This window comes from Lacinutrix salivirga, assembly GCF_053604675.1.
On the sequence record NZ_JBSHNP010000096.1, the window covers coordinates 64,059 to 84,367 of the forward strand.

Genomic DNA, 20,309 nt, shown 5'->3' on the forward strand with positions numbered 1-20,309 from the left:
TAAAAAATGAACATAAAAAACTACAGTCGTTTTTTTATATCTATAGTTATAGTGTGCGTCTTTTGCTCCTGTAATAGCAAAAAAAATTCTATTGACGAAAACACAGTATTTAGATATAATGAACATAAAAATATTGGCTCTTTAGATCCAGCATTTGCAAAAGACAATGCAGATATTTGGGCTATAAACCAATTGTTTAACGGTTTAGTCCAAATGGACAAAAATCTAGAGGTTGAAGCTTCTATTGCTAAACATTGGACTGTGACTGATAGTGCGTTATTATATTCTTTTACGCTTAAAAATGATGTGTACTTTCATAAGCATAGCCTTTTTGGTAAAGACTCTACAAGACGCGTAACAGCTAAAGATTTTGAATACAGTTTTAACAGATTATTAGATAATAAAATTGCCTCTCCAGGACGTTGGGTTTTAAACAAAGTAGATACATTTAAAGCTATAAACGATACTGTTTTTAATATTAAATTAAAACAACCTTTTCCTGCTTTTTTAGGACTCTTAACTATGAAATATTGCTCTGTTGTGCCTAAAGAAATTGCTGAGCACTACGGAAGTGATTTTAGGTCAAACCCAATAGGCACAGGACCTTTTAAATTTAAACGTTGGGAAGAAAATATAAAATTAGTTCTTAGAAAAAACACTAATTATTTTGAAACTGATAGTAATGGTGAAACACTTCCGTATTTAGAAGCTGTAGCTATAACATTTTTGCCAGATAAACAAAGTGAGTTTTTGCAATTTGCGCAAGGTAATATTGATTTTGTGTCTGGCTTAGACGCCTCTTATAAAGACGAATTATTAACTGCTAATGGAACGTTACAAAAACAATATTCCAAAACAGTAAATATGATTAGAGGTCCTTATTTAAATACCGAATATTTAGCGTTTTATATGGATTCTGAAAAGCCAGAAATACAATCAGACTTAATACGACAAGCTGTAAACTATGGTTTTGATAGAAAAAAAATGATGTTGTATTTACGTAATGGCATTGGTATTCCTGCAAATGGAGGTTTTATTCCCAAAGGATTACCAGGTTATGATAGCAGTATTGGCTATACTTACAATCCTGAAAAAGCGAAACAATTAGTCCATAAATACAAAACAGAATCTAAAATTAGTAATCCAGAGATTACAATTACCACAACCAGTAATTATCTTAGCTTTTGTGAGTACATACAAAGAGAACTTCAAAAAACAGGCTTACAAGTTAATGTAGATGTGATACCTGCAGCAACACTTAAAGATGCTAAAGCCAATGGAAAATTAAGTTTATTTAGAGCAAGTTGGGTAGCAGATTATCCAGATGCGCAAAACTATTTATCGCTATACCAAAGTGATAATTTTGCACCAAACGGTCCAAATTATACGCACTTTAAAAGTAACCTGTTTGATGCACTATATACCCAAGCTTTTACTGAAACAGACTTAAAAAAGAGAACATTATTATACACAAAAATGGACTCTTTAGTGATGAGCAAAGCGCCTATGGTCCCATTGTTTTATGATGAGGTTGTTCGTTTTACCAGAAAAAACATTAACGGTTTAGGAATAAACCCAATTAACTTATTGGATTTAAAACGGGTTACAAAACAACCTTAATTATTTAATAAAAAAATAACTTCTAGAAATAATTTTTTCTTTAGCTAATCCCACCACAATTAAAAACTGTGATGTTCCATAAAAAAACATAGTCGAAAATTCATGCGAAAATATATTTTCGTCATAAAATGATTGAAGTACGCCAAAAGTATCGCTTACCATAGAACACAAAATTCCAACCATTACCATTGTATAACTAAAGCGATCTACAACTCCTTTTCTTAAAAAAGCGAATAGAGCCACTATCATACAAGAAAATAAATACAATAATGCTGGTATAAAAAAGGCTCCAATGGTATCGTAAACTAGTAACATAATTACAATCATATACAAAAAACAGGCGCCTAAAAAAGGTAATAATTTTGTTAGTTTAAAGTCGTTTTGGTTAGAAAAACGCGCAGCATAAAGCAGTTTACCAATTAAAAATAAAATTAATCCTGTTATATATAAGGGTTGTAACACATAATTTAGTAAAAACATGTCTCCAATTAAAAACACAAATAATGCGATATATACAAGTCTGTTTTTGTTTTTTGGTGTGTCTTTATTTTTATTATAATAATAAAAAATACCTAGTGACAATAGCAAGATTGCTTTTGTAAAATATCTATAAGTATAGGTATAAGGCTCAAAAGAAATTTTTATATAAATATCTATTGCCAATACTAAAAAATAAAAAATAGTAAATAGTAATACGTTTTTAAAAAGGTGCTTCATTTTTTAGTTTCAATATCAACACATTAGATATAGGAACACAATATATAAATTAATTTCTTAGTATAAGAAAATATATACAAGAACAAATAAAACACGATAAAACAAGAACGCATTATATTTATAAACTTATTCTCTTCGGTAAGTTTTGGTAATTTCGAAAACTGTTTCTAATATTTTTTTGTCTTGGTCAGAGAACTCTATGTTTCGTCTAGACATTACAACTTCTGCAACTTCAAAAGCCTTTTTGGTTAAGTACGTTGTAAATCCTGAGTGTCCGCCCCAAGAAAAACTAGGCACAAAATTTCTAGGAAAACCACTTCCAAAAATATTTGCACTAACACCAACAACAGTTCCTGTATTAAACATAGTATTAATACCACATTTACTGTGATCTCCCATCATAAGGCCACAAAATTGGAGTCCTGTTTTTGCAAAACCTTCGGTTTGGTAGTCCCAAAGCCTTACTTCTGCATAGTTGTTTTTTAAATTAGAATTGTTTGTATCTGCACCCAAATTACACCATTCGCCTAACACAGAATTTCCTAAAAAACCATCGTGTCCTTTATTAGAATAGCCAAATAAAACCGAATTATTTACCTCTCCTCCTACTTTACTATGTGGTCCAATGGTAGTTGCTCCGTATATTTTTGCTCCTAATTTTAGCGTTGCATTATCGCATAACGCTAATGGTCCTCGTACGATAGAACCTTCCATGATTTCCGCATTTTTTCCAATATAAATAGGTCCTGAAGATGCGTTAAGTGTTGCGAACTCTAATTTTGCACCTTCTTCCAAGAAAATGTTTTCTGGTGCAATTATATTATTGCTATTTGGTATAGGTTGAGATTTTCTATTGGATGTAAGCAATTCAAAATCGTCTTGAATAGCTTCCGCATTTTTAGAAAAAATATCCCAAGTATGTTCAATTTTTAAAACCGCTTCATTGTATTCTATGGCATCGTAAGCCTCTAAATTGACTTCTTCTTGAGTGTCTTCTGTATAAAAAGCAATCACATCTTCATCTTTAAAAATAGCTTGGTTAGTCTCTAATCCTTTTATTAATTCCACCAATTCATTATTTGGTAAATAAGAGGCATTAATCATTACATTTTGCTCTAACTCTACCATTGGATATTTTTCAGATAAATACTCTTCGGTTAAAGTAGTTGTGGTATTACCTAAATAAGTTTCCCATTTTTCTCTAATGGTTAAAATACCTACTCTAATATCTGCAACAGGACGTGTATAAGTAAATGGTAAAAGTGTGTTGCGTGATGGACCATCAAAGAGAATGTAATTCATAAACTAATAAAAAATTAAAAGTTAAAAGTTAAAAGTTTATGGCTCTTGTGCTTTGTAGAACTATCTAACCAAACTTTTACTTTACGGTTATATGCTGTAAAAATACTTTAAATACTGAAAACAAAAAAGCCTTTCATTGCTGAAAGGCTTTTAAATATATGATAAGCAAAATTATTTTTTAAATTTTGCGTATTTGTTTTTGAATTTATCAATACGACCAGCTGTATCTATTAATTTAGATTTACCAGTGTAAAATGGATGTGATGTTCTAGATATTTCCATTTTTATTAATGGATACTCAACACCATCAACCTCTAATGTTTCGTTTGTATTTGCAGTAGATTTTGTTAAAAAAACGTCTTCGTTAGACATGTCTTTAAACGCTACTAATCTATAATTTTCTGGATGTATATCTTTTTTCATCGCTAAATGCTTTAATTGTATTCTATTTTTAAGAGGTGCAAATTTAATTATTTTTTATTAATGAGCAATGTTTTTTCACAAAATATTTATCTCTTTTTTCTGTAACGTTTAGTTATATTTGCTTACTAACTATTAATTAACCACAAAAATATATTAAAAATGGAAAAAACTATCAAATCAATAGCAGTAAACTATGGTTTATATCTAGGAATATTACTTGCTGCAGTAACAGTTTTAGGCTATGCCGTAAATTTAGAGATTTTAACAAAATGGTGGCTAGGAATTTTATTATTTATAGCTATAATAATTTTTGGAATACTATCTATTGCTAAATCTAAAAGCGCACTTGGTGGCTTTATAGACCTCAAACAAGCTTTTACTTCTTTTTTTATTACTGTTTTAATTGGCATAGTTATAAGCACACTTGTTAGCGTAATTATATTTAATTTTATTGATCCTGAAGCAGCTGAAACTCTTAAAGAAAAAGTTATAGAAGCATCTGTAGATATGATGAGAGGTTTTAATGCTCCAGAAGATGCTATTGCAGAAGCGGTAGATAAAATGGAAGCCCAAGAGAATCAATTTGCTATTGGAAGTTTAGTACAAAGCTTATTAATACAACTTATTATTTATAGTGTTATTGGCTTAATAGTTTCGGCAATAATGAAAAAAAACAATCCTGACCAAGCATAATAATCTTATATTTGAAGCTACAATTTCGAATACTCTATGGATATATCAGTAGTCATACCACTACTTAACGAACAAGAATCAATTACAGAATTACAGGATTGGATTGCAAACGTTATGCAATCCAATCGTTTTTCTTACGAAATCATTTTTATAGACGATGGTTCTAATGATGGCTCATGGCAAACCATACAACAACTCTCTAATAAAAACCCAAATGTAAAAGGTATAAAATTCCTTAAAAATTTTGGTAAATCTCAAGCCTTACATGCTGGTTTCGAAAAAGCACAAGGCAACGTAGTGATTACTATGGATGCCGACTTACAGGACAATCCAGACGAAATCCCAGAATTATACAACCTTATTACTAAAGACAATTACGATTTAGTTTCTGGCTGGAAAAAGAAACGTTTTGATAATAAATTCACAAAAAACTTACCGTCTAAATTATTTAATTGGGCAGCACGTAAAACCTCTGGTGTACAATTAAACGATTTTAATTGTGGACTTAAAGCTTATAAAAACGATGTAGTTAAAAATATTGATGTAAATGGCGAAATGCATCGCTACATCCCAGTTTTAGCTAAAAATGCTGGCTTTACTAATATCACAGAGAAAGTAGTAAAACACCAAGCCAGAAAATATGGTGAAACCAAATTTGGTATGGATCGCTTTATAAACGGCTTTTTAGACTTAATTACAATCTGGTTTTTATCGCGTTTTGGTAAACGTCCAATGCATTTATTTGGCGCTTTAGGAGTAATTATGTTAGCCATTGGATTCGCTTTTGCGCTTTACCTTGGTATAGATAAAATTTTTATAAATCCTTACGGAAGACTTATCACAGAAAAACCTCAATTCTACATTGCATTAACCACAATGATTATGGGATCACAATTTTTTGTCGCTGGTTTTCTAGGCGAAATTATTCTACGTTCCAAAGGCAATAAAAAACGCTACTTGGTTAAAGACGAGCTTAACTTCTAACCTAACAACCTCTAAAATTCGCAATTTGTTTACTTTAAAGGTCTTCAATGCTTACTTTTGTAATTTATTATTTTGACTATGATATTTATTAAACCTGAAACTTTAAAGCGTGTTAATTCGTGGTTAACGCCTGCTTTTGATAACGACACCCAAGAGTATATTAAAAATCTAATTGCTACTAATCCTCAAGAATTAGAGGAAGCTTTTTATAAAGATTTAGAATTTGGAACTGGCGGAATGAGAGGTGTAATGGGAATTGGTACTAACCGAATTAATAAATTTACATTAGGAAAAAACACGCAAGGCATTAGTAATTATATGCATAAAGTGTTTAAAAATAAAACATTAAAAGTAGCCATAGCTTACGATTGCAGACATAATAGTAAAGAGTTCGCACAAGTCGTTGCCAATATTTTTTCTGCTAATACTATTGAAGTCTTTTTGTTTGAAGACTTACGCCCTACTCCAGAGTTATCCTTTGCTTTAAAACATTTAGGTTGCCAATGTGGTATTGTACTCACAGCATCACACAATCCTCCAGAATATAATGGCTATAAAGTCTATTGGGAAGATGGAGGACAGTTAGTACCTCCTCAAGATGCAGATATAATTTCAATTATAAATAGTTTAGAGTATTCAGAAATTAAATTCGAAGCCAACACCAAATTAATACATTCTATTGGTAAGGAAATAGATGATGTATTTATCAATGCTTCAATAGAAAACGGAAGCTTTAACACTTCCGCGAAAGCGAAAAAAGACCTAAAAGTGGTGTTCACTTCATTACATGGAACATCTATTACAATTATTCCAGAAACCTTAGAAAGAGCTGGTTATAGCAATACTTTTATAGTTGAAGAACAACGTGTACCAAACGGAAACTTTCCTACAGTAAAATCTCCAAATCCAGAAGAACCTGAAGCTTTAAAAATGGCCTTAGAGTTAGCTGAAAAAGTAGATGCAGATATTGTAATTGGTACAGATCCTGATAGTGACCGTTTAGGTGTTGCAGTGCGCGATTTAGATAATAAATTAGTCTTGCTCAATGGCAACCAAGCCATGATTATGATGACTGATTTTTTATTGAAACAATGGCAAAAAAATGATAAAATTAACGGCAATCAATTTATAGGAAGCACAATTGTTTCTACTCCAATGATGTCTGTCTTGGCAGACGCTTACGATGTAGATTGCAAAATTGGTTTAACTGGTTTTAAATGGATTGCCAAAATGATAAAAGACTTCCCAGAGCTTGATTTTATTGGTGGTGGAGAAGAAAGTTTTGGGTTTATGGTTGGCGACTTTGTACGCGATAAAGATGCTGTGACTGCTACATTATTAGCCTGCGAAATTGCTGCACAAGCTAAAGCTGAAGGCAGCTCGTTATACCAAAAATTAATAGAGTTATATGTAACTCACGATCTATATAAAGAACGTTTGGTCGCCATTACAAAAAAAGGAATAGAAGGTGCTCAAGAAATTAAACAAATGATGATTGATGCTAGAGAAAATCCATTAACCTCTGTAAATAGTTCTAAAGTTGTGCTAATTGAAGACTACTTATTAGCCGAAGCTAAAAACCTTCAAAATCACGAAACTTATAAATTAGACGTTCCAAAATCTAACGTCTTAATTTACTACACAGAAGATGGAAGTAAAATAGCATTGCGACCTAGTGGAACAGAACCCAAAATTAAATTCTATATTAGCGTAAATACTGCATTAGACAATGTGTCAGCATTTAAAGCAACGGAACAACAATTGGAAGCAAAAATAGATGCTATTATAAAAGATATGCAGATTCACTAAATGAAAAAAATAATAATCCAATTATTACCATTTATAAAAAAGTTTAAAAAGCATGTGTTTTTTAACATCTTTTTCAACTTATTATATGCGCTTTTTAGTTCTTTGGCGTTTATCTCACTAATTCCAATGCTCGATGTTTTATTTGGTAAAACAACAATTGTTAAAAACCCTCCTGTTTGGAATGGCATTTTAGATATTAAAGATTATGGCTTAAATTTTTTAAACTACCATTTAAGTAATTTTCTAGAAAACGGAAATGCACAAATGGCATTAGTAGTTGTAATTGCCATTGTAATAGCAACCTTTTTATTAAAAAATCTTTTTGGTTATCTCGCAATGCAACATGTAATGTATCTTAAAAATGGTGTGTTAACAGACCTAAGAAAAGACATGTACGATAAAATTATTAAACTCCCTTTAGGCTTTTATGCTAAACGACAAAAAGGAGATGTAATGGCGCGTATATTAGGCGATATTAACGAAATGCAAAACTCTTTTTTCATCATCTTAGAACTTATAGTTAGAGAACCTTTAACCATCATATTTTCTTTAATATTAATGTTTACAATTAGCTGGGAGCTCTCATTATTTGTATTGTTATTTATTCCTATTGCTGGATTTATGATTTCGAGAATCGGTAAAACGCTAAAAGGCAATTCGCTTAAAGCTCAACAAGAATCTGGAAGATTAATATCTATAGTCGAAGAATCTCTAACAGGTTTAAAAATTGTAAAAAGCTATAATGCAGAGCCACTTTTTAGAACTAATTTTAAAAATTCGGCAGATAACCTTTTAAAATTATCCAACAAAATAGGTGTAAAAAACAATTTAGCTGGTCCTGTTAGTGAGGTTTTAGGTATAGCAACTATTGCAGTATTATTATGGTATGGTGGGAAATTAGTGCTTATAGATGGCATCATAGAAGGGACTACTTTTATTGCGTTTATGGGACTTGCCTACGCTATTTTAACACCTGCAAAAGCAATTAGCAAAGCGAGCTATAAAGTAAAAAATGGTATGGCAGCAGCAGATCGTGTATTCGAAATTTTACACGAAAACGACAAACTACAAGATGCACCAAACGCTAAAGATATTGTTAATTTTAACGATTGCCTTTCTATAAAAAACATATCTTTTAAATATGAAGATGAATTGGTACTAAAAAACTTCTCTATAGATGTTAAAAAAGGAGAAACAGTAGCATTAGTAGGACAATCAGGTAGCGGAAAAAGTACAATCGCCAATTTAGTCACTCGGTTTTACGATGTAAACGAAGGCGATATTTTTATAGATGGTCACCATATTAAAAACCTTACTAAACGCTCATTGCGTAATCAAATGGGATTAGTAACGCAAGATTCCATTTTATTTAACGACAGTATAAAAAATAACATCTTAATTGGTAATCACAATGCCACAGATAATGACATTATAGAAGCCTTAAAAATTGCTAATGCTTGGGAATTTGTAAAAGACTTACCAGAAGGTATAAATACTAACGTTGGAGATGCAGGAAATAATTTTTCTGGAGGACAAAAACAACGTTTAAGCATTGCTAGAGCTGTATTAAAAAACCCTCCAATAATGATTTTGGATGAAGCAACCTCTGCTTTAGATACAGAAAGCGAACGCTTGGTACAAGTCGCTTTAGAAAACATGATGAAAAACAGAACATCCATTGTCATAGCACATAGATTATCCACCATACAAAATGCCAATAAAATAGTAGTAATGAGTAAAGGAGAAATTGCCGAACAAGGTACTCACAAAGAGCTTATGGACAAAAATGGCATTTATAAAAAATTGGTAGAAATGCAAAGCTTCGAGTAGCAACTATAAACGCTATAAAACTAAAAAAGGATAGCTTAATAGCTATCCTTTTTTTTCATTGAATAGATTTGGGGCTAAACAATAATAAGTAGGTTACTTGCTGTAAACATATAATAAATAAACAGATAAAACAAATAAAATACGTATTTCATCGTTCAATATTTGCACTTAATCGATGTTTTTGAGTTTAACTAATTCATTTTCAATATTTTAATTATTTTAAAAAATTTCAAAAATTTTCTCCCTTTAATTTAAACTTTTAATACATTACGCAGTCTAAGGCCTAAACACTAGTAAGTGATTAACGATAATCAACTTTTAGAACAACTAAAATCTACTACACAAAGAGATCACGCATTCAAAGTACTAATAAAACAGTACAAAGAGCGCTTATATTGGCATATTAGACATATTGTGAAATCACACGACGATACAGACGATGTATTGCAGAATACCTTTATAAAAGTGTATAAAAACATTAATAATTTTAAAGGCGACAGTAAGTTATACTCGTGGATGTACAGAATTGCAACTAACGAAGCCATAACATTTATAAATAAAAACGCAAAACGACTACACATTACTAATGAAGAAGCTCAGAACCTTGCTATTAAAAATTTAGAATCTGATGTCTATTTTGAAGGCAGTGAAATTCAATTAAAATTACAAGAAGCTATAGCCACATTACCAGAAAAACAACAGTTAGTATTTAATATGAAATATTTTCAAGACCTAAAATATAAAGATTTAGCCGAAATTTTAGACACTAGCGAAGGCGCTTTAAAAGCCTCCTATCACATTGCAGTTAAAAAAATTGAAGCATATTTAACTAAAGATTAAACCATTACATAAAAAAAGAGTCTTAATAATAGATAAAATAAGTTTCCGTTAATTCGGAAAGAAAACATGAAAAACAACACATTACATAATAATCAAGATGCTGGTTTTAAAGTTCCAGAAAATTACTTTTCTAATATAGAAGAGCAGATAATGGGTTCTATAAATTTAAAATCTAAAATCACAGAAAGTGGTTTTAAAACACCAGAATCGTATTTTGAAAATTTAGAACAAGAAATTACCCAGAAGCTTTCCTCTAAAAATCAAGAACCAAAAGTAGTTACTTTGTTCTCAAAACGTACTCTTTTAGCTGTTTCTGGCATTGCAGCAAGCCTCTTGTTAATAATTACCTTAACATTTAAAACAAGCGACGCAATATCGTTTAGCGAAATAAACGACGACCTGTTGAGTGATTATATTATAAATCAAACTTCAGAAAACGAACTCACAGCAATGTTTAGCACAGACGAGCTATCGCAAATACAATTTACAGACTATTCTTTTAGCGATGAAACATTAGATAGTATGCTAGAAACTATAGATTTAGAAGACTTAATTACAGAATAATATACAAATGAAAACACTATACCTCATAACGCTTACTTTACTTATCTCCTTTACAGGTTATAGTCAAGATAGAAACGATAAAGAAAAAAAAGAAAAAATAGAAGCCTTAAAAGTTGCTTTTATTACCGAAAGATTAGATTTAACACCTACTGAAGCAGAAAAATTTTGGCCTATTTACAACACCTTTCAGGCAGAAAACAATACACTAAGACAAAAAAGTGGTGTTTATAGAAAAAACGTGTCTCCAAATCAAAACGAAAATATTAGTAACGAAGATGCTAAAAAAATCTTGTTTGAAATCATTGAAATTGAAGAGACTAAAAATAAACTTACAAAAACATACATTACCGATTTATTAAAAGTATTACCAGCAAAAAAAGTGATATTAGCCATTTCTGGAGAAAAGGAATTTAGACGCAAAATGATAGAAGAGTTTAAAGAAAGACATCGTAAAGAAAAGTCTAAGCGCAATTAATAATTTAAAGTTTTAAAATCTTCGCAGAAACAAAAACAGTTAGTGCAAACAGCATTTACAAATATAAACTTGATTTATTTCTCATAAAAATTAGTGTAATTAGTGTCATTAGTGTCATTAGTGTCATTAGTGTCATTAGAGTCATTAGTGTCATTAGTGTCAAAAAAAAGATTTGAGTAAATAAAAACAACTATAATAATTAGTATTTTCAAATATAAACTTGATTTATTTCTCGCAAAGATTAGTGAGAATTAGTGTAATTCGTGTCAAAAAAAGATGTGAGTAAATAAAAACAACTATAATAATTAGTATTTTCAAATATAAACTTGATTTATTTCTCACAAAGATTAGTGAAAATTAGTGTAATTCGTGTCAAAAAAAGATTTGAGTAAATAAAAACAACTTTATAATTAGTATTTTCAAATATAAACTTGATTTATTTCTCGCAAAGATTAGTGAAAATTAGTGTAATTCGTGTCAAAAAAAGATGTGAGTAAATAAAAACAACTATAATAATTAGTATTTTCAAATATAACTTGATTTATTTCTCACAAAGATTAGTGAAAATTAGTGTAATTCGTGTCAAAAAAAAGATTTGAGTAAATAAAAACAACTATAATAATTAGTATTTTCAAATATAAACTTGATTTATTTCTCACAAAGATTAGTGAGAATTAGTGTAATTCGTGTCAAAAAAAGATTTGAGTAAATAAAAACAACTATAATAATTAGTATTTACAAATATAAACTTGATTTATTTCTCACAAAGATTAGTGAAAATTAGTGTAATTCGTGTCAAAAAAAGATTTGAGTAAATAAAAGCATAAAAAATTAACTTAACAAAAAACAGTAATCTACTTAAACGTTAACTTACTAATTCTCCCATTACCAGCAGCATAAGCAGTACTGTCGTTTATAAATCGTAAGGTATAAAAGCCTTCGTCACTTAAGTGTTTCCAAGTTGTTCCTGCATCATTACTTACATCAATACCTTTAAAACCAATAGCCACTAAGCCTTTAGCATTACTATTAGGAATATACTGCACACAACTTCGGTAACCTGGATTTTGATTTTGAGCTACCAATTCCCAAGTTTTCCCACCATCTAAAGTTCTTATTTTGTTTGCAACATTATCATCTGCTTTTGTATAATCGCCACCAATAGCAAATCCATTATTTTCATCATAAAAATCTATAGAATACATTCCTGTAGTTTCTAAACCTTGTACAATTGGAGTATCGTAAACTTTCCAAGTTTTTCCTTTATCTGGCGAGAATAGAATTCTACTTGCCTTTCCTCCTGTGGCTACCCAAGTCTTATCGCCAACTATGGCAATATTGGTATCACTTGCTGCAAAAGCAGCTTCTCCTTCTTTTGCTTTTGGTAAGACGTCGCAAGATAATTTGTCCCACGTATTTCCACCATCTCTAGTTATAATAACACTCATACAGTCATCTGTTGGATCTCCTATTGCAATCCCTTCTTTAGCGTTCCAAAATTCCATAGAATCGTAGAAAGCCTTTGGATGGTTTTCTTGGTAAACTATTTCGTTTTTTTCTAGGTCTGCATTAAGCTTATAAATAATTGCAGGCGAACCTATAGTAATGCCAAACCCTCCATTAGAGGTATTGCCTAAAGCTCTAAAATTTAGTTTTAATGAGTCTGTTGACAAAGAAATTTTATGATTGTAAAATGATTTGTTTTTTAATGAATCTACTTGTTTAATCATAGAATTAGGAAGTAGAATACCTAATTCTCCTAAAGAAGTCAAATATATTGGCGCAATAAATTCGTCCCTAGCTATTTCCAAAGCTCTCACATTTAAGGTAGAGTCTTGGATTAACGTTTCAATCTCCACTTCAGAAACATTAATTTTTATAGGCTTAGGTTCTGCTTTATATTTACCTATACCGCAACCTCCTATTCCTACAAGTACTAAACACCCTAAAAATATACCTGCTAATTTTTTCATAGTATTCTAATTTCTATAAATGTAAAAAAGCTTCAGGAAAAAACGTGACTGTTTCTAAACTAATTCTACTTAAAACAATTATTCTATAAATTTTCTTAATTAAAATGTGAGACATCTAAATATTAAAAAGTAAAACAAATTTGTGTTATTTAACGTAACTTTGCACGCTTATAAAATTGAAAATGAGATTACACAGAAATTTATGCTTTGCAACCGTTGATGGATTATTACTAATCTTTAACGAAGGACAATATGCAGATAAAGTAGTACAACAACTCCTAAAACGCGACAAACGTTGGGGAAGTAGAGATCGTGGGTTTGTTGCCGAAACTACTTATGATATAGTGAGATGGAAAAGATTATATGCAGAAATTGCAGAAATAAAAGAACCGTTTTCTAGAGATGATATCTGGAGAATGTTTGCGGTTTGGGCCACGTTAAAAGGTATAAAATTACCTGATTGGAAATATTTTGAAAACACGCCTCAACGTAAAATTAAAGGACGTTTTGATGAGCTGTCTAAAATTAGAAAAATAAAAGAATCCATACCAGATTGGATGGATGAACTTGCTGTAAAAGAATTAGGAGAAGCAACGTGGAGCAAAGAAATTGTTGCTTTAAACGAGCAAGCAGATGTAGTATTACGTACAAACACGCTAAAAACTACAAAAGAAAACTTAAAAAGTGAACTTTTTGATGCAGATATAGAAACCGATAGTTTAGATAACTATCCACAGGCTCTAAAGTTAAGAGAACGTGCGAATGTATTTACTACAGAGGCGTTTCAAAATGGGTTTTTCGAAGTGCAAGATGCCTCATCACAATTAGTTGCAGACTATTTAGAGGTAAAACCTGGTATGAGAGTTGTTGATACTTGTGCAGGAGCAGGCGGAAAAACACTACACTTGGCTTCCTTAATGGAAAATAAAGGTCAAATTATTGCAATGGATATTTATGGCAATAAGCTTAAAGAATTAAAACGTAGAGCAAAACGTGCTGGTGCTCATAATATCGAAACACGAGCTATTGAATCTACAAAAGACATTAAAAAATTATACGACAAAGCAGATCGTGTACTTATAGATGCTCCGTGTTCTGGTTTAGGTGTATTACGAAGAAATCCTGATGCAAAATGGAAATTGCAACCTGAATTTATTGATAAAATTAAAAAAACGCAAGCCGAAATTTTAAGTACCTATTCCAGAATGGTAAAACCTGGCGGAAAACTAGTTTACGCAACGTGTTCTGTATTACCATCAGAAAATCAGGAACAAGTTAAAAATTTCTTAGACTCAAATAAAGAGTTTACTTTAGTAAAAGATAACAAAATATTAGCTCATAAATCTGGTTTTGATGGATTTTACATGGCTTTATTAGAGAGAAATAACACCCAAAACAAATAAGAAAATTATGAAACATATTTACCTTCTTTTTCTTTTAATAACAACTATTAGTTTTGCTCAAATACCAGCCAACTATTATGATAGTGCTAACGGATTATCTGGTTATGCATTAAAAACACAATTAAGAAACATTACAGCAAATGGTCATACTGCTAGAACTTATGACCAATTATATGATGGTGCAGGAATAAGTAATTCGCAAGGTTATGTTGATACGCATTCAGATGTTAATGTGTCTTCAGGAAATATTTATGAAAATGACGGAACTGTTCTCGACTTTTATTCAGAAAACCCAACAGGTACAGATCCATACAACTTCACTCATAATGTAGATCAAGGTGGTAATCAAAATGCTGAAGGCGATTGTTACAATAGAGAACATATTGTACCACAATCTTCTTTTGGTAGTGCTTTCCCAATGCAAAGCGATATACACCATGTTATTCCAACAGATTGTAGAGTAAATAATTACAGAGGTAGTTTCCCTTTTGGAAACGTAGGCTCTGTAAATTTAACTTCTCTTAATGGCTCAAAAAGAGGATCAAGTGGTGTTACTGGTTATTCAGGTACTATGTTTGAACCTATTGATGAATTTAAAGGCGACATCGCTAGAGCATTACTGTATTTTGCTACACGTTACGAAAACACAGTAAATGGTTACACTAGTTTTGATATGTTTAATGGAACCAACGACCAAGTGTTTTTCCCTTGGGCAATAGACTTACTTTTGGATTGGCATAATAATGTAGATCCTGTAGATCAAAGAGAAAGAGACAGAAACAATGCTGCTTATAATTTTCAAGGTAACGCAAACCCATTTGTAGATCATCCAGAATACGCAAATATGATTTGGGATCCTAATCCAGATACCCAAGCACCAACTATACCTACAAATTTAGTAGCTTCAAATCCTACTGCAAACTCTGTAGATTTAACATGGGCAGCCTCTACAGACGATACAGCTGTAACCACATACGATATATACACAGATGGCACATTTTACGTCACTACAAACTCTAATGCAACAAGCTTTACAGTTACAGGTTTAACACCAGAAACAACTTATGCCTTTACAATTTTAGCTAAAGATGCTGCAGGAAATATGTCTGCCTTAAGTAATTCAGACTCTGAAACTACTTTAGCAGGTCCTCCAACTGGTACAGAATGTGCTAATGAAGATTTTGAAACCATTCCTGCAAATAGTGGACAATATTTAACAAGAACCTGGACAACTTCTGCTGGAGAATGGACTGCTACTGCTGCCAGAACAGATCAAACTCTAAATGGAAGAGCTATAACAGTTAGAGCTGGTACCTTAACCTCTCCAAGTATTTCTGGAGGTATTGGTAATTTAACAGTTACTGCACAAGCTACTTTTGGGTCTGATACTGCTGGTACTATTAATGTTTTAGTTAATGGAACAAATGTTGGCACCATTCCTTATAATGATAATAATGGTTCACCAACTACTACAACAATTACTGGAATTAATATAGAAGCAGATATAGTGGTCGTATTAGATAAACAATCAGACAATAACAGAGTAAGAATAGACGATTTATCTTGGACATGTTACACTAATTTAAGTGTAAACGACTTTAGTCTAAATTCCATTAAAATCTATCCAAACCCAATATCTGGTAATAATTTAACTGTAACTAGCCAACAATCTGTAAAATATACTGTTTTCGATATTTTAGGCAAGCAAGTCGCTACTGGTAATGTTACTAATAATTTAATAAATGTGGCTAATTTAAAACAAGGGTTATATCTTATTAAATTAGAAACCGATTCTGGAAGCATTACAAAAAAACTAATTAAACAATAAGTTAAAAGCGACTACTCCAAGTCGCTTTTTTTTTTGTTCAAAACATAGTGAATAACTCTAATTTTTCAATGCTATTTTTTAATGAAAATCTATTGAAAAAAAGTAAATTTGTTTTTTAATATTTACAACTTCAAACTAAGACATAATGATTCATTTCTTCGGAAACCAAAACAGTAAACTATTTGCTGTTCAAGCAACAAAAGAATTATCAACCCAAACCATCTCAAAACTGACGTGGTTATTTGGCAACCAGCCAAAAATAGAACAGGCATCAATCGATGCTTTTTTTGTTGGTCCTCGTGCTGCAATGATAACACCTTGGAGTACAAATGCTGTAGAAATTACCCAAAATATGGGAATTGATGGCATTATTAGAATCGAAGAGTTTGAAAGCTGTACAGAAAATTTCAAGGATTTTGATCCTATGATTTCTGAAAAATACAACACTTTACATCAAAAGTCTTTTACTATAGATATAAAACCAGAAGCTATTCTTAATATCGAAGATATTTCGGCTTACAACCAACAAGAAGGATTAGCGCTAAATGATGAAGAAATTGAGTATCTAGAAGGCGTTTCTAAAAAAATAGGACGACCACTAACAGATTCTGAAGTTTTTGGTTTCTCGCAAGTAAACTCTGAGCATTGCAGACATAAAATATTTAATGGCACTTTTATTATTGATGGTGAGGAAAAACCATCATCACTATTCAAATTAATAAAAGAAACGTCTAAACAAAATCCAAATGATATTGTTTCGGCTTATAAAGATAACGTAGCTTTTATAAAAGGTCCAACAGTAGAGCAGTTTGCTCCAAAAACACCAGATAAGCCAGACTTTTACGAAACTAAAGCTTTCGATTCTGTAATATCCTTAAAAGCCGAAACGCATAACTTCCCTACAACTGTAGAGCCTTTTAATGGTGCCGCTACAGGAACTGGTGGAGAAATTAGAGACCGATTAGCTGGTGGAAAAGGCTCTTTGCCTTTAGCAGGAACTGCTGTGTATATGACATCCTATTCGAGATTAAACGATCAACGTCCTTGGGAAAAAGCATTTCCAGAACGCAAATGGTTATACCAAACTCCAATGGACATTCTAATCAAAGCCAGTAATGGAGCTTCCGACTTTGGAAACAAATTTGGTCAGCCTTTAATTTGTGGCTCTGTTTTAACCTTTGAGCACAAACAAAACGACATAAAATTAGGCTACGACAAAGTAATTATGCAAGCTGGCGGAATTGGTTATGGCAAAGCAGACCAAGCACTAAAGGACACTCCAGAAGCAGGTGATAAAATTGTAGTTTTAGGTGGCGAAAATTATCGTATTGGAATGGGAGGAGCTGCAGTTTCTAGTGCAGATACTGGTGCTTTTTCTTCAGGTATAGAATTAAACGCAGTACAACGCTCAAATCCAGAAATGCAAAAACGTGCTGCAAATGTTGTGCGTGGTATGGTAGAAAGCGAAAAAAACGATATCATCTCAATACACGATCATGGTGCTGGTGGACATTTAAACTGTTTAAGCGAATTGATTGAAGATACAGGAGGATGTATTGATTTAGACCAACTTCCTGTTGGTGATCCTACTCTATCTGATAAAGAAATTATAGGTAATGAATCTCAAGAAAGAATGGGATTACTAATTGCAGAAAAACACTTAGATAATATTAGTAAAATCGCAGAGCGCGAACGTTCGCCATTATATACAGTTGGAGAAGTTACAGACGATAAGCATTTTTGTTTTGAATCTAAAACCACTGGCAACAAACCAATGGATTTAGATTTAGAAGACATGTTTGGGAGCTCTCCAAAAACTATAATAACAGATCACACTGTAGAACGAAACTATGGAGGCATCTCTTACAATTCCAATAAGTTTTACGACTATTTAGACGCCTTATTGCAATTAGAAGCTGTTGCTTGTAAAGATTGGTTAACTAACAAAGTAGATCGTTGCGTAGGAGGACGTGTTGCAAAACAACAATGTGTTGGACCATTACAATTACCACTAAATAATGTTGGTGTAATGGCTTTAGATTTTAAAGGTAAAGAAGGTGTTGCCACAAGTATTGGCCACTCACCTATTTCTGGTTTAATAGATCCTGTTGCAGGTAGTAGAAATAGTATTACAGAAGCATTAACCAACATTATTTGGGCGCCTTTAAATAATGGTTTACAATCGGTGTCATTATCCGCAAATTGGATGTGGCCATGTAAAAACGAAGGCGAAGATGCACGTTTATACGAAGCTGTTAAAGCTATTTCAGAATTTGCAATAGATTTAGGAATTAATGTTCCAACAGGAAAGGATTCCTTATCGATGAAACAAAAATATCCTGATGGCGACGTTATTTCTCCAGGTACAGTTATAATTTCGGCTGCAGCAAATTGTAACGCCATTACAAAAGTAGTAGAGCCTGTTTTAAATAAAAACGGAGGCGATATATATTATATCAATCTTTCGCAAGACAACTATAAATTAGGAGGTAGCAGTTTTGCGCAAATAAATAATAAAATAGGAAGTGATACGCCAACTGTTAAAAGCGCACACTATGTAAAAACAGTTTTTAATACCATCCAAAACTTAATTAAAAACAATAAAATTACTGCAGGACACGATGTTGCTTCTGGTGGCTTAATAACTACATTATTAGAATTGTGCTTTGCAGATAAAAATTTAGGAGCAGAATTAGATCTTTCTGATTTAGCTGAAAAAGATTCATTTAAAATATTATTTGCTGAAAATTCAGGAATAGTGTTTCAAGCAAAAAACGCTTCAATTGAAGCGGAATTAAAAGAAGCAAATATAGACTTTTTTAATATAGGAAAAGTTACAGAAAGCGACACGCTAAGCATCATTAATCAAAAAGATGTTTTTACCATGAGCGTATCGCGCTTAAGAGATATGTGGTTTAATACTTCGTTTCTGTTAGATCAAAAACAAACAGCTAATAATCTAGCCGAAGAACGTTTCAACAACTACAAAAATCAGCCATTACAATTCAATTTTCCTAAACATTTTACAGGAAAACTTCCAAATGCAAACACAAACCAATCACGACCAAAAGCAGCTATCCTAAGAGAAAAAGGAAGCAACTCAGAGCGTGAAATGGCAAATGCTATGTACTTAGCTGGTTTTGATGTAAAAGATGTACACATGACCGATTTAATTTCTGGTCGCGAAACATTAGAAGATATTCAGTTTTTAGGTGCAGTAGGTGGATTTTCAAATTCAGATGTTTTAGGTTCTGCAAAAGGTTGGGCAGGAGCTATTAAATATAACGACAAGGCTAATAAAGTAGTTAAAAAATTCTTTGAGCGAGACGATACGCTTTCAGTAGGTATTTGTAATGGCGCACAACTTTGGATGGAATTAGATTTAGTAAATCCTGAGCACGAAAAGCATGGAAAACTTACTTATAACGACTCTAAAAAACACGAAAGTAATTTCACATCTGTTACAATTGAAGATAATAATTCTGTGATGTTATCAACTTTAGCCGGAAGTACATTAGGCGTTTGGATTTCTCATGGAGAAGGAAAATTTACATTACCATACAGTGAGGATAAATATAATATTGTAGCCAAATATGGTTACGAAGCTTATCCTGCAAATCCAAATGGCTCTGATTTTAATACTGCAATGCTATGCGATAAAACAGGTCGTCATTTAGTAACTATGCCACATATAGAACGTTCAACATTTCAATGGAATTGGGCTAATTATCCTCAAAACAGAATTGATGAAGTGTCTCCATGGCTTGAAGCGTTTGTAAACGCAAGACTATGGCTAGAAAACCGCTAAATTAAAGTTAATAAACACTGTGTTTTTTACTTATTTGCAG

General features: G+C 31.8%; 15 protein-coding genes. 11 read left to right on the forward strand and 4 right to left on the reverse strand.

Annotated features, from left to right (window positions below):
• Positions 1 to 6: 6 nt before the first annotated feature.
• The gene (locus tag ACVC5O_RS05485; RefSeq protein ID WP_452220466.1) at positions 7 to 1,620 is read left to right on the forward strand and encodes an ABC transporter substrate-binding protein; all 1,614 of its coding nucleotides are present in this window, start codon (positions 7 to 9) and stop codon (positions 1,618 to 1,620) included.
• Here the strand turns inward: ACVC5O_RS05485 and ACVC5O_RS05490 are convergent, their stop codons facing one another.
• The 3 genes from ACVC5O_RS05490 to ACVC5O_RS05500 form a co-directional block, all read right to left on the reverse strand.
• Entirely contained in the window at positions 1,621 to 2,337 is a 717-nt protein-coding gene (locus ACVC5O_RS05490) for a lysoplasmalogenase family protein (RefSeq protein WP_452220467.1), read from the reverse strand.
• A gap of 126 nt (positions 2,338 to 2,463) precedes the next feature.
• Positions 2,464 to 3,639, reverse strand: coding sequence for a GlmU family protein (locus ACVC5O_RS05495; protein WP_452220468.1), 1,176 nt, complete (start codon positions 3,637 to 3,639; stop codon positions 2,464 to 2,466).
• 171 nt (positions 3,640 to 3,810) lie between these two features.
• Positions 3,811 to 4,062, reverse strand: a complete 252-nt coding sequence (locus ACVC5O_RS05500) for a type B 50S ribosomal protein L31 (RefSeq protein WP_452220469.1) — start codon at positions 4,060 to 4,062, stop codon at positions 3,811 to 3,813.
• A gap of 159 nt (positions 4,063 to 4,221) precedes the next feature.
• Between ACVC5O_RS05500 and ACVC5O_RS05505 the strand changes: the two genes are divergently transcribed.
• From ACVC5O_RS05505 to ACVC5O_RS05535, 7 genes are all read left to right on the forward strand, one after another.
• Positions 4,222 to 4,755 carry a DUF4199 domain-containing protein gene (locus ACVC5O_RS05505; RefSeq protein ID WP_452220470.1) on the forward strand — a complete coding sequence of 178 codons (534 nt, stop codon included), beginning with the start codon at positions 4,222 to 4,224 and terminating at the stop codon, positions 4,753 to 4,755.
• A 36-nt stretch (positions 4,756 to 4,791) separates the two neighbouring features.
• Positions 4,792 to 5,739: a glycosyltransferase family 2 protein gene (locus ACVC5O_RS05510; RefSeq protein ID WP_452220471.1), complete on the forward strand. Its 948-nt coding sequence runs from the start codon at positions 4,792 to 4,794 to the stop codon at positions 5,737 to 5,739.
• 78 nt (positions 5,740 to 5,817) lie between these two features.
• The gene (locus ACVC5O_RS05515; protein WP_452220472.1) at positions 5,818 to 7,548 is read left to right on the forward strand and encodes a phospho-sugar mutase; all 1,731 of its coding nucleotides are present in this window, start codon (positions 5,818 to 5,820) and stop codon (positions 7,546 to 7,548) included.
• Positions 7,549 to 9,378, forward strand: coding sequence for an ABC transporter ATP-binding protein (locus tag ACVC5O_RS05520; protein WP_452220473.1), 1,830 nt, complete (start codon positions 7,549 to 7,551; stop codon positions 9,376 to 9,378).
• A gap of 300 nt (positions 9,379 to 9,678) precedes the next feature.
• Positions 9,679 to 10,218 (forward strand): RNA polymerase sigma factor, encoded by a 540-nt coding sequence (locus tag ACVC5O_RS05525; protein WP_452220532.1) that lies wholly within the window; start codon positions 9,679 to 9,681, stop codon positions 10,216 to 10,218.
• A gap of 66 nt (positions 10,219 to 10,284) precedes the next feature.
• Positions 10,285 to 10,782, forward strand: a complete 498-nt coding sequence (locus ACVC5O_RS05530; protein ID WP_452220474.1) for a hypothetical protein — start codon at positions 10,285 to 10,287, stop codon at positions 10,780 to 10,782.
• Positions 10,783 to 10,789: 7 nt separating this feature from the next.
• Positions 10,790 to 11,257 carry a sensor of ECF-type sigma factor gene (locus ACVC5O_RS05535; protein ID WP_452220475.1) on the forward strand — a complete coding sequence of 156 codons (468 nt, stop codon included), beginning with the start codon at positions 10,790 to 10,792 and terminating at the stop codon, positions 11,255 to 11,257.
• A gap of 854 nt (positions 11,258 to 12,111) precedes the next feature.
• Here ACVC5O_RS05535 and ACVC5O_RS05540 read toward each other — a convergent pair.
• Complete coding sequence (locus tag ACVC5O_RS05540) at positions 12,112 to 13,230, reverse strand: oxidoreductase (RefSeq protein ID WP_452220476.1); 1,119 nt, start codon at positions 13,228 to 13,230, stop codon at positions 12,112 to 12,114.
• Positions 13,231 to 13,412: 182 nt separating this feature from the next.
• On the opposite strand from ACVC5O_RS05540, the gene ACVC5O_RS05545 reads away from it, so the two are divergent.
• From ACVC5O_RS05545 to purL, 3 genes are all read left to right on the forward strand, one after another.
• A complete protein-coding gene (locus ACVC5O_RS05545; protein WP_452220477.1) occupies positions 13,413 to 14,633 on the forward strand; it encodes an RsmB/NOP family class I SAM-dependent RNA methyltransferase in 1,221 nt (406 codons plus the stop codon).
• A 7-nt stretch (positions 14,634 to 14,640) separates the two neighbouring features.
• The gene (locus tag ACVC5O_RS05550; RefSeq protein WP_452220478.1) at positions 14,641 to 16,461 is read left to right on the forward strand and encodes an endonuclease; all 1,821 of its coding nucleotides are present in this window, start codon (positions 14,641 to 14,643) and stop codon (positions 16,459 to 16,461) included.
• A 145-nt stretch (positions 16,462 to 16,606) separates the two neighbouring features.
• Entirely contained in the window at positions 16,607 to 20,269 is a 3,663-nt protein-coding gene (gene purL, locus ACVC5O_RS05555; RefSeq protein ID WP_452220479.1) for a phosphoribosylformylglycinamidine synthase, read from the forward strand.
• The last annotated feature ends 40 nt before the right edge of the window (positions 20,270 to 20,309 follow it).

Bases quoted from the DNA above. Each gene is read 5' to 3' on its own strand.
- ACVC5O_RS05485 (WP_452220466.1), top strand. From the start codon at position 7: ATGAACATAAAAAACTACAGTCGTTTTTTTATATCTATAGTTATAGTG.
- ACVC5O_RS05490 (WP_452220467.1), bottom strand. From the start codon at position 2,337: ATGAAGCACCTTTTTAAAAACGTATTACTATTTACTATTTTTTATTTT.
- ACVC5O_RS05495 (WP_452220468.1), bottom strand. From the start codon at position 3,639: ATGAATTACATTCTCTTTGATGGTCCATCACGCAACACACTTTTACCA.
- ACVC5O_RS05500 (WP_452220469.1), bottom strand. From the start codon at position 4,062: ATGAAAAAAGATATACATCCAGAAAATTATAGATTAGTAGCGTTTAAA.
- ACVC5O_RS05505 (WP_452220470.1), top strand. From the start codon at position 4,222: ATGGAAAAAACTATCAAATCAATAGCAGTAAACTATGGTTTATATCTA.
- ACVC5O_RS05510 (WP_452220471.1), top strand. From the start codon at position 4,792: ATGGATATATCAGTAGTCATACCACTACTTAACGAACAAGAATCAATT.
- ACVC5O_RS05515 (WP_452220472.1), top strand. From the start codon at position 5,818: ATGATATTTATTAAACCTGAAACTTTAAAGCGTGTTAATTCGTGGTTA.
- ACVC5O_RS05520 (WP_452220473.1), top strand. From the start codon at position 7,549: ATGAAAAAAATAATAATCCAATTATTACCATTTATAAAAAAGTTTAAA.
- ACVC5O_RS05530 (WP_452220474.1), top strand. From the start codon at position 10,285: ATGAAAAACAACACATTACATAATAATCAAGATGCTGGTTTTAAAGTT.
- ACVC5O_RS05535 (WP_452220475.1), top strand. From the start codon at position 10,790: ATGAAAACACTATACCTCATAACGCTTACTTTACTTATCTCCTTTACA.
- ACVC5O_RS05540 (WP_452220476.1), bottom strand. From the start codon at position 13,230: ATGAAAAAATTAGCAGGTATATTTTTAGGGTGTTTAGTACTTGTAGGA.
- ACVC5O_RS05545 (WP_452220477.1), top strand. From the start codon at position 13,413: ATGAGATTACACAGAAATTTATGCTTTGCAACCGTTGATGGATTATTA.
- ACVC5O_RS05550 (WP_452220478.1), top strand. From the start codon at position 14,641: ATGAAACATATTTACCTTCTTTTTCTTTTAATAACAACTATTAGTTTT.
- purL (WP_452220479.1), top strand. From the start codon at position 16,607: ATGATTCATTTCTTCGGAAACCAAAACAGTAAACTATTTGCTGTTCAA.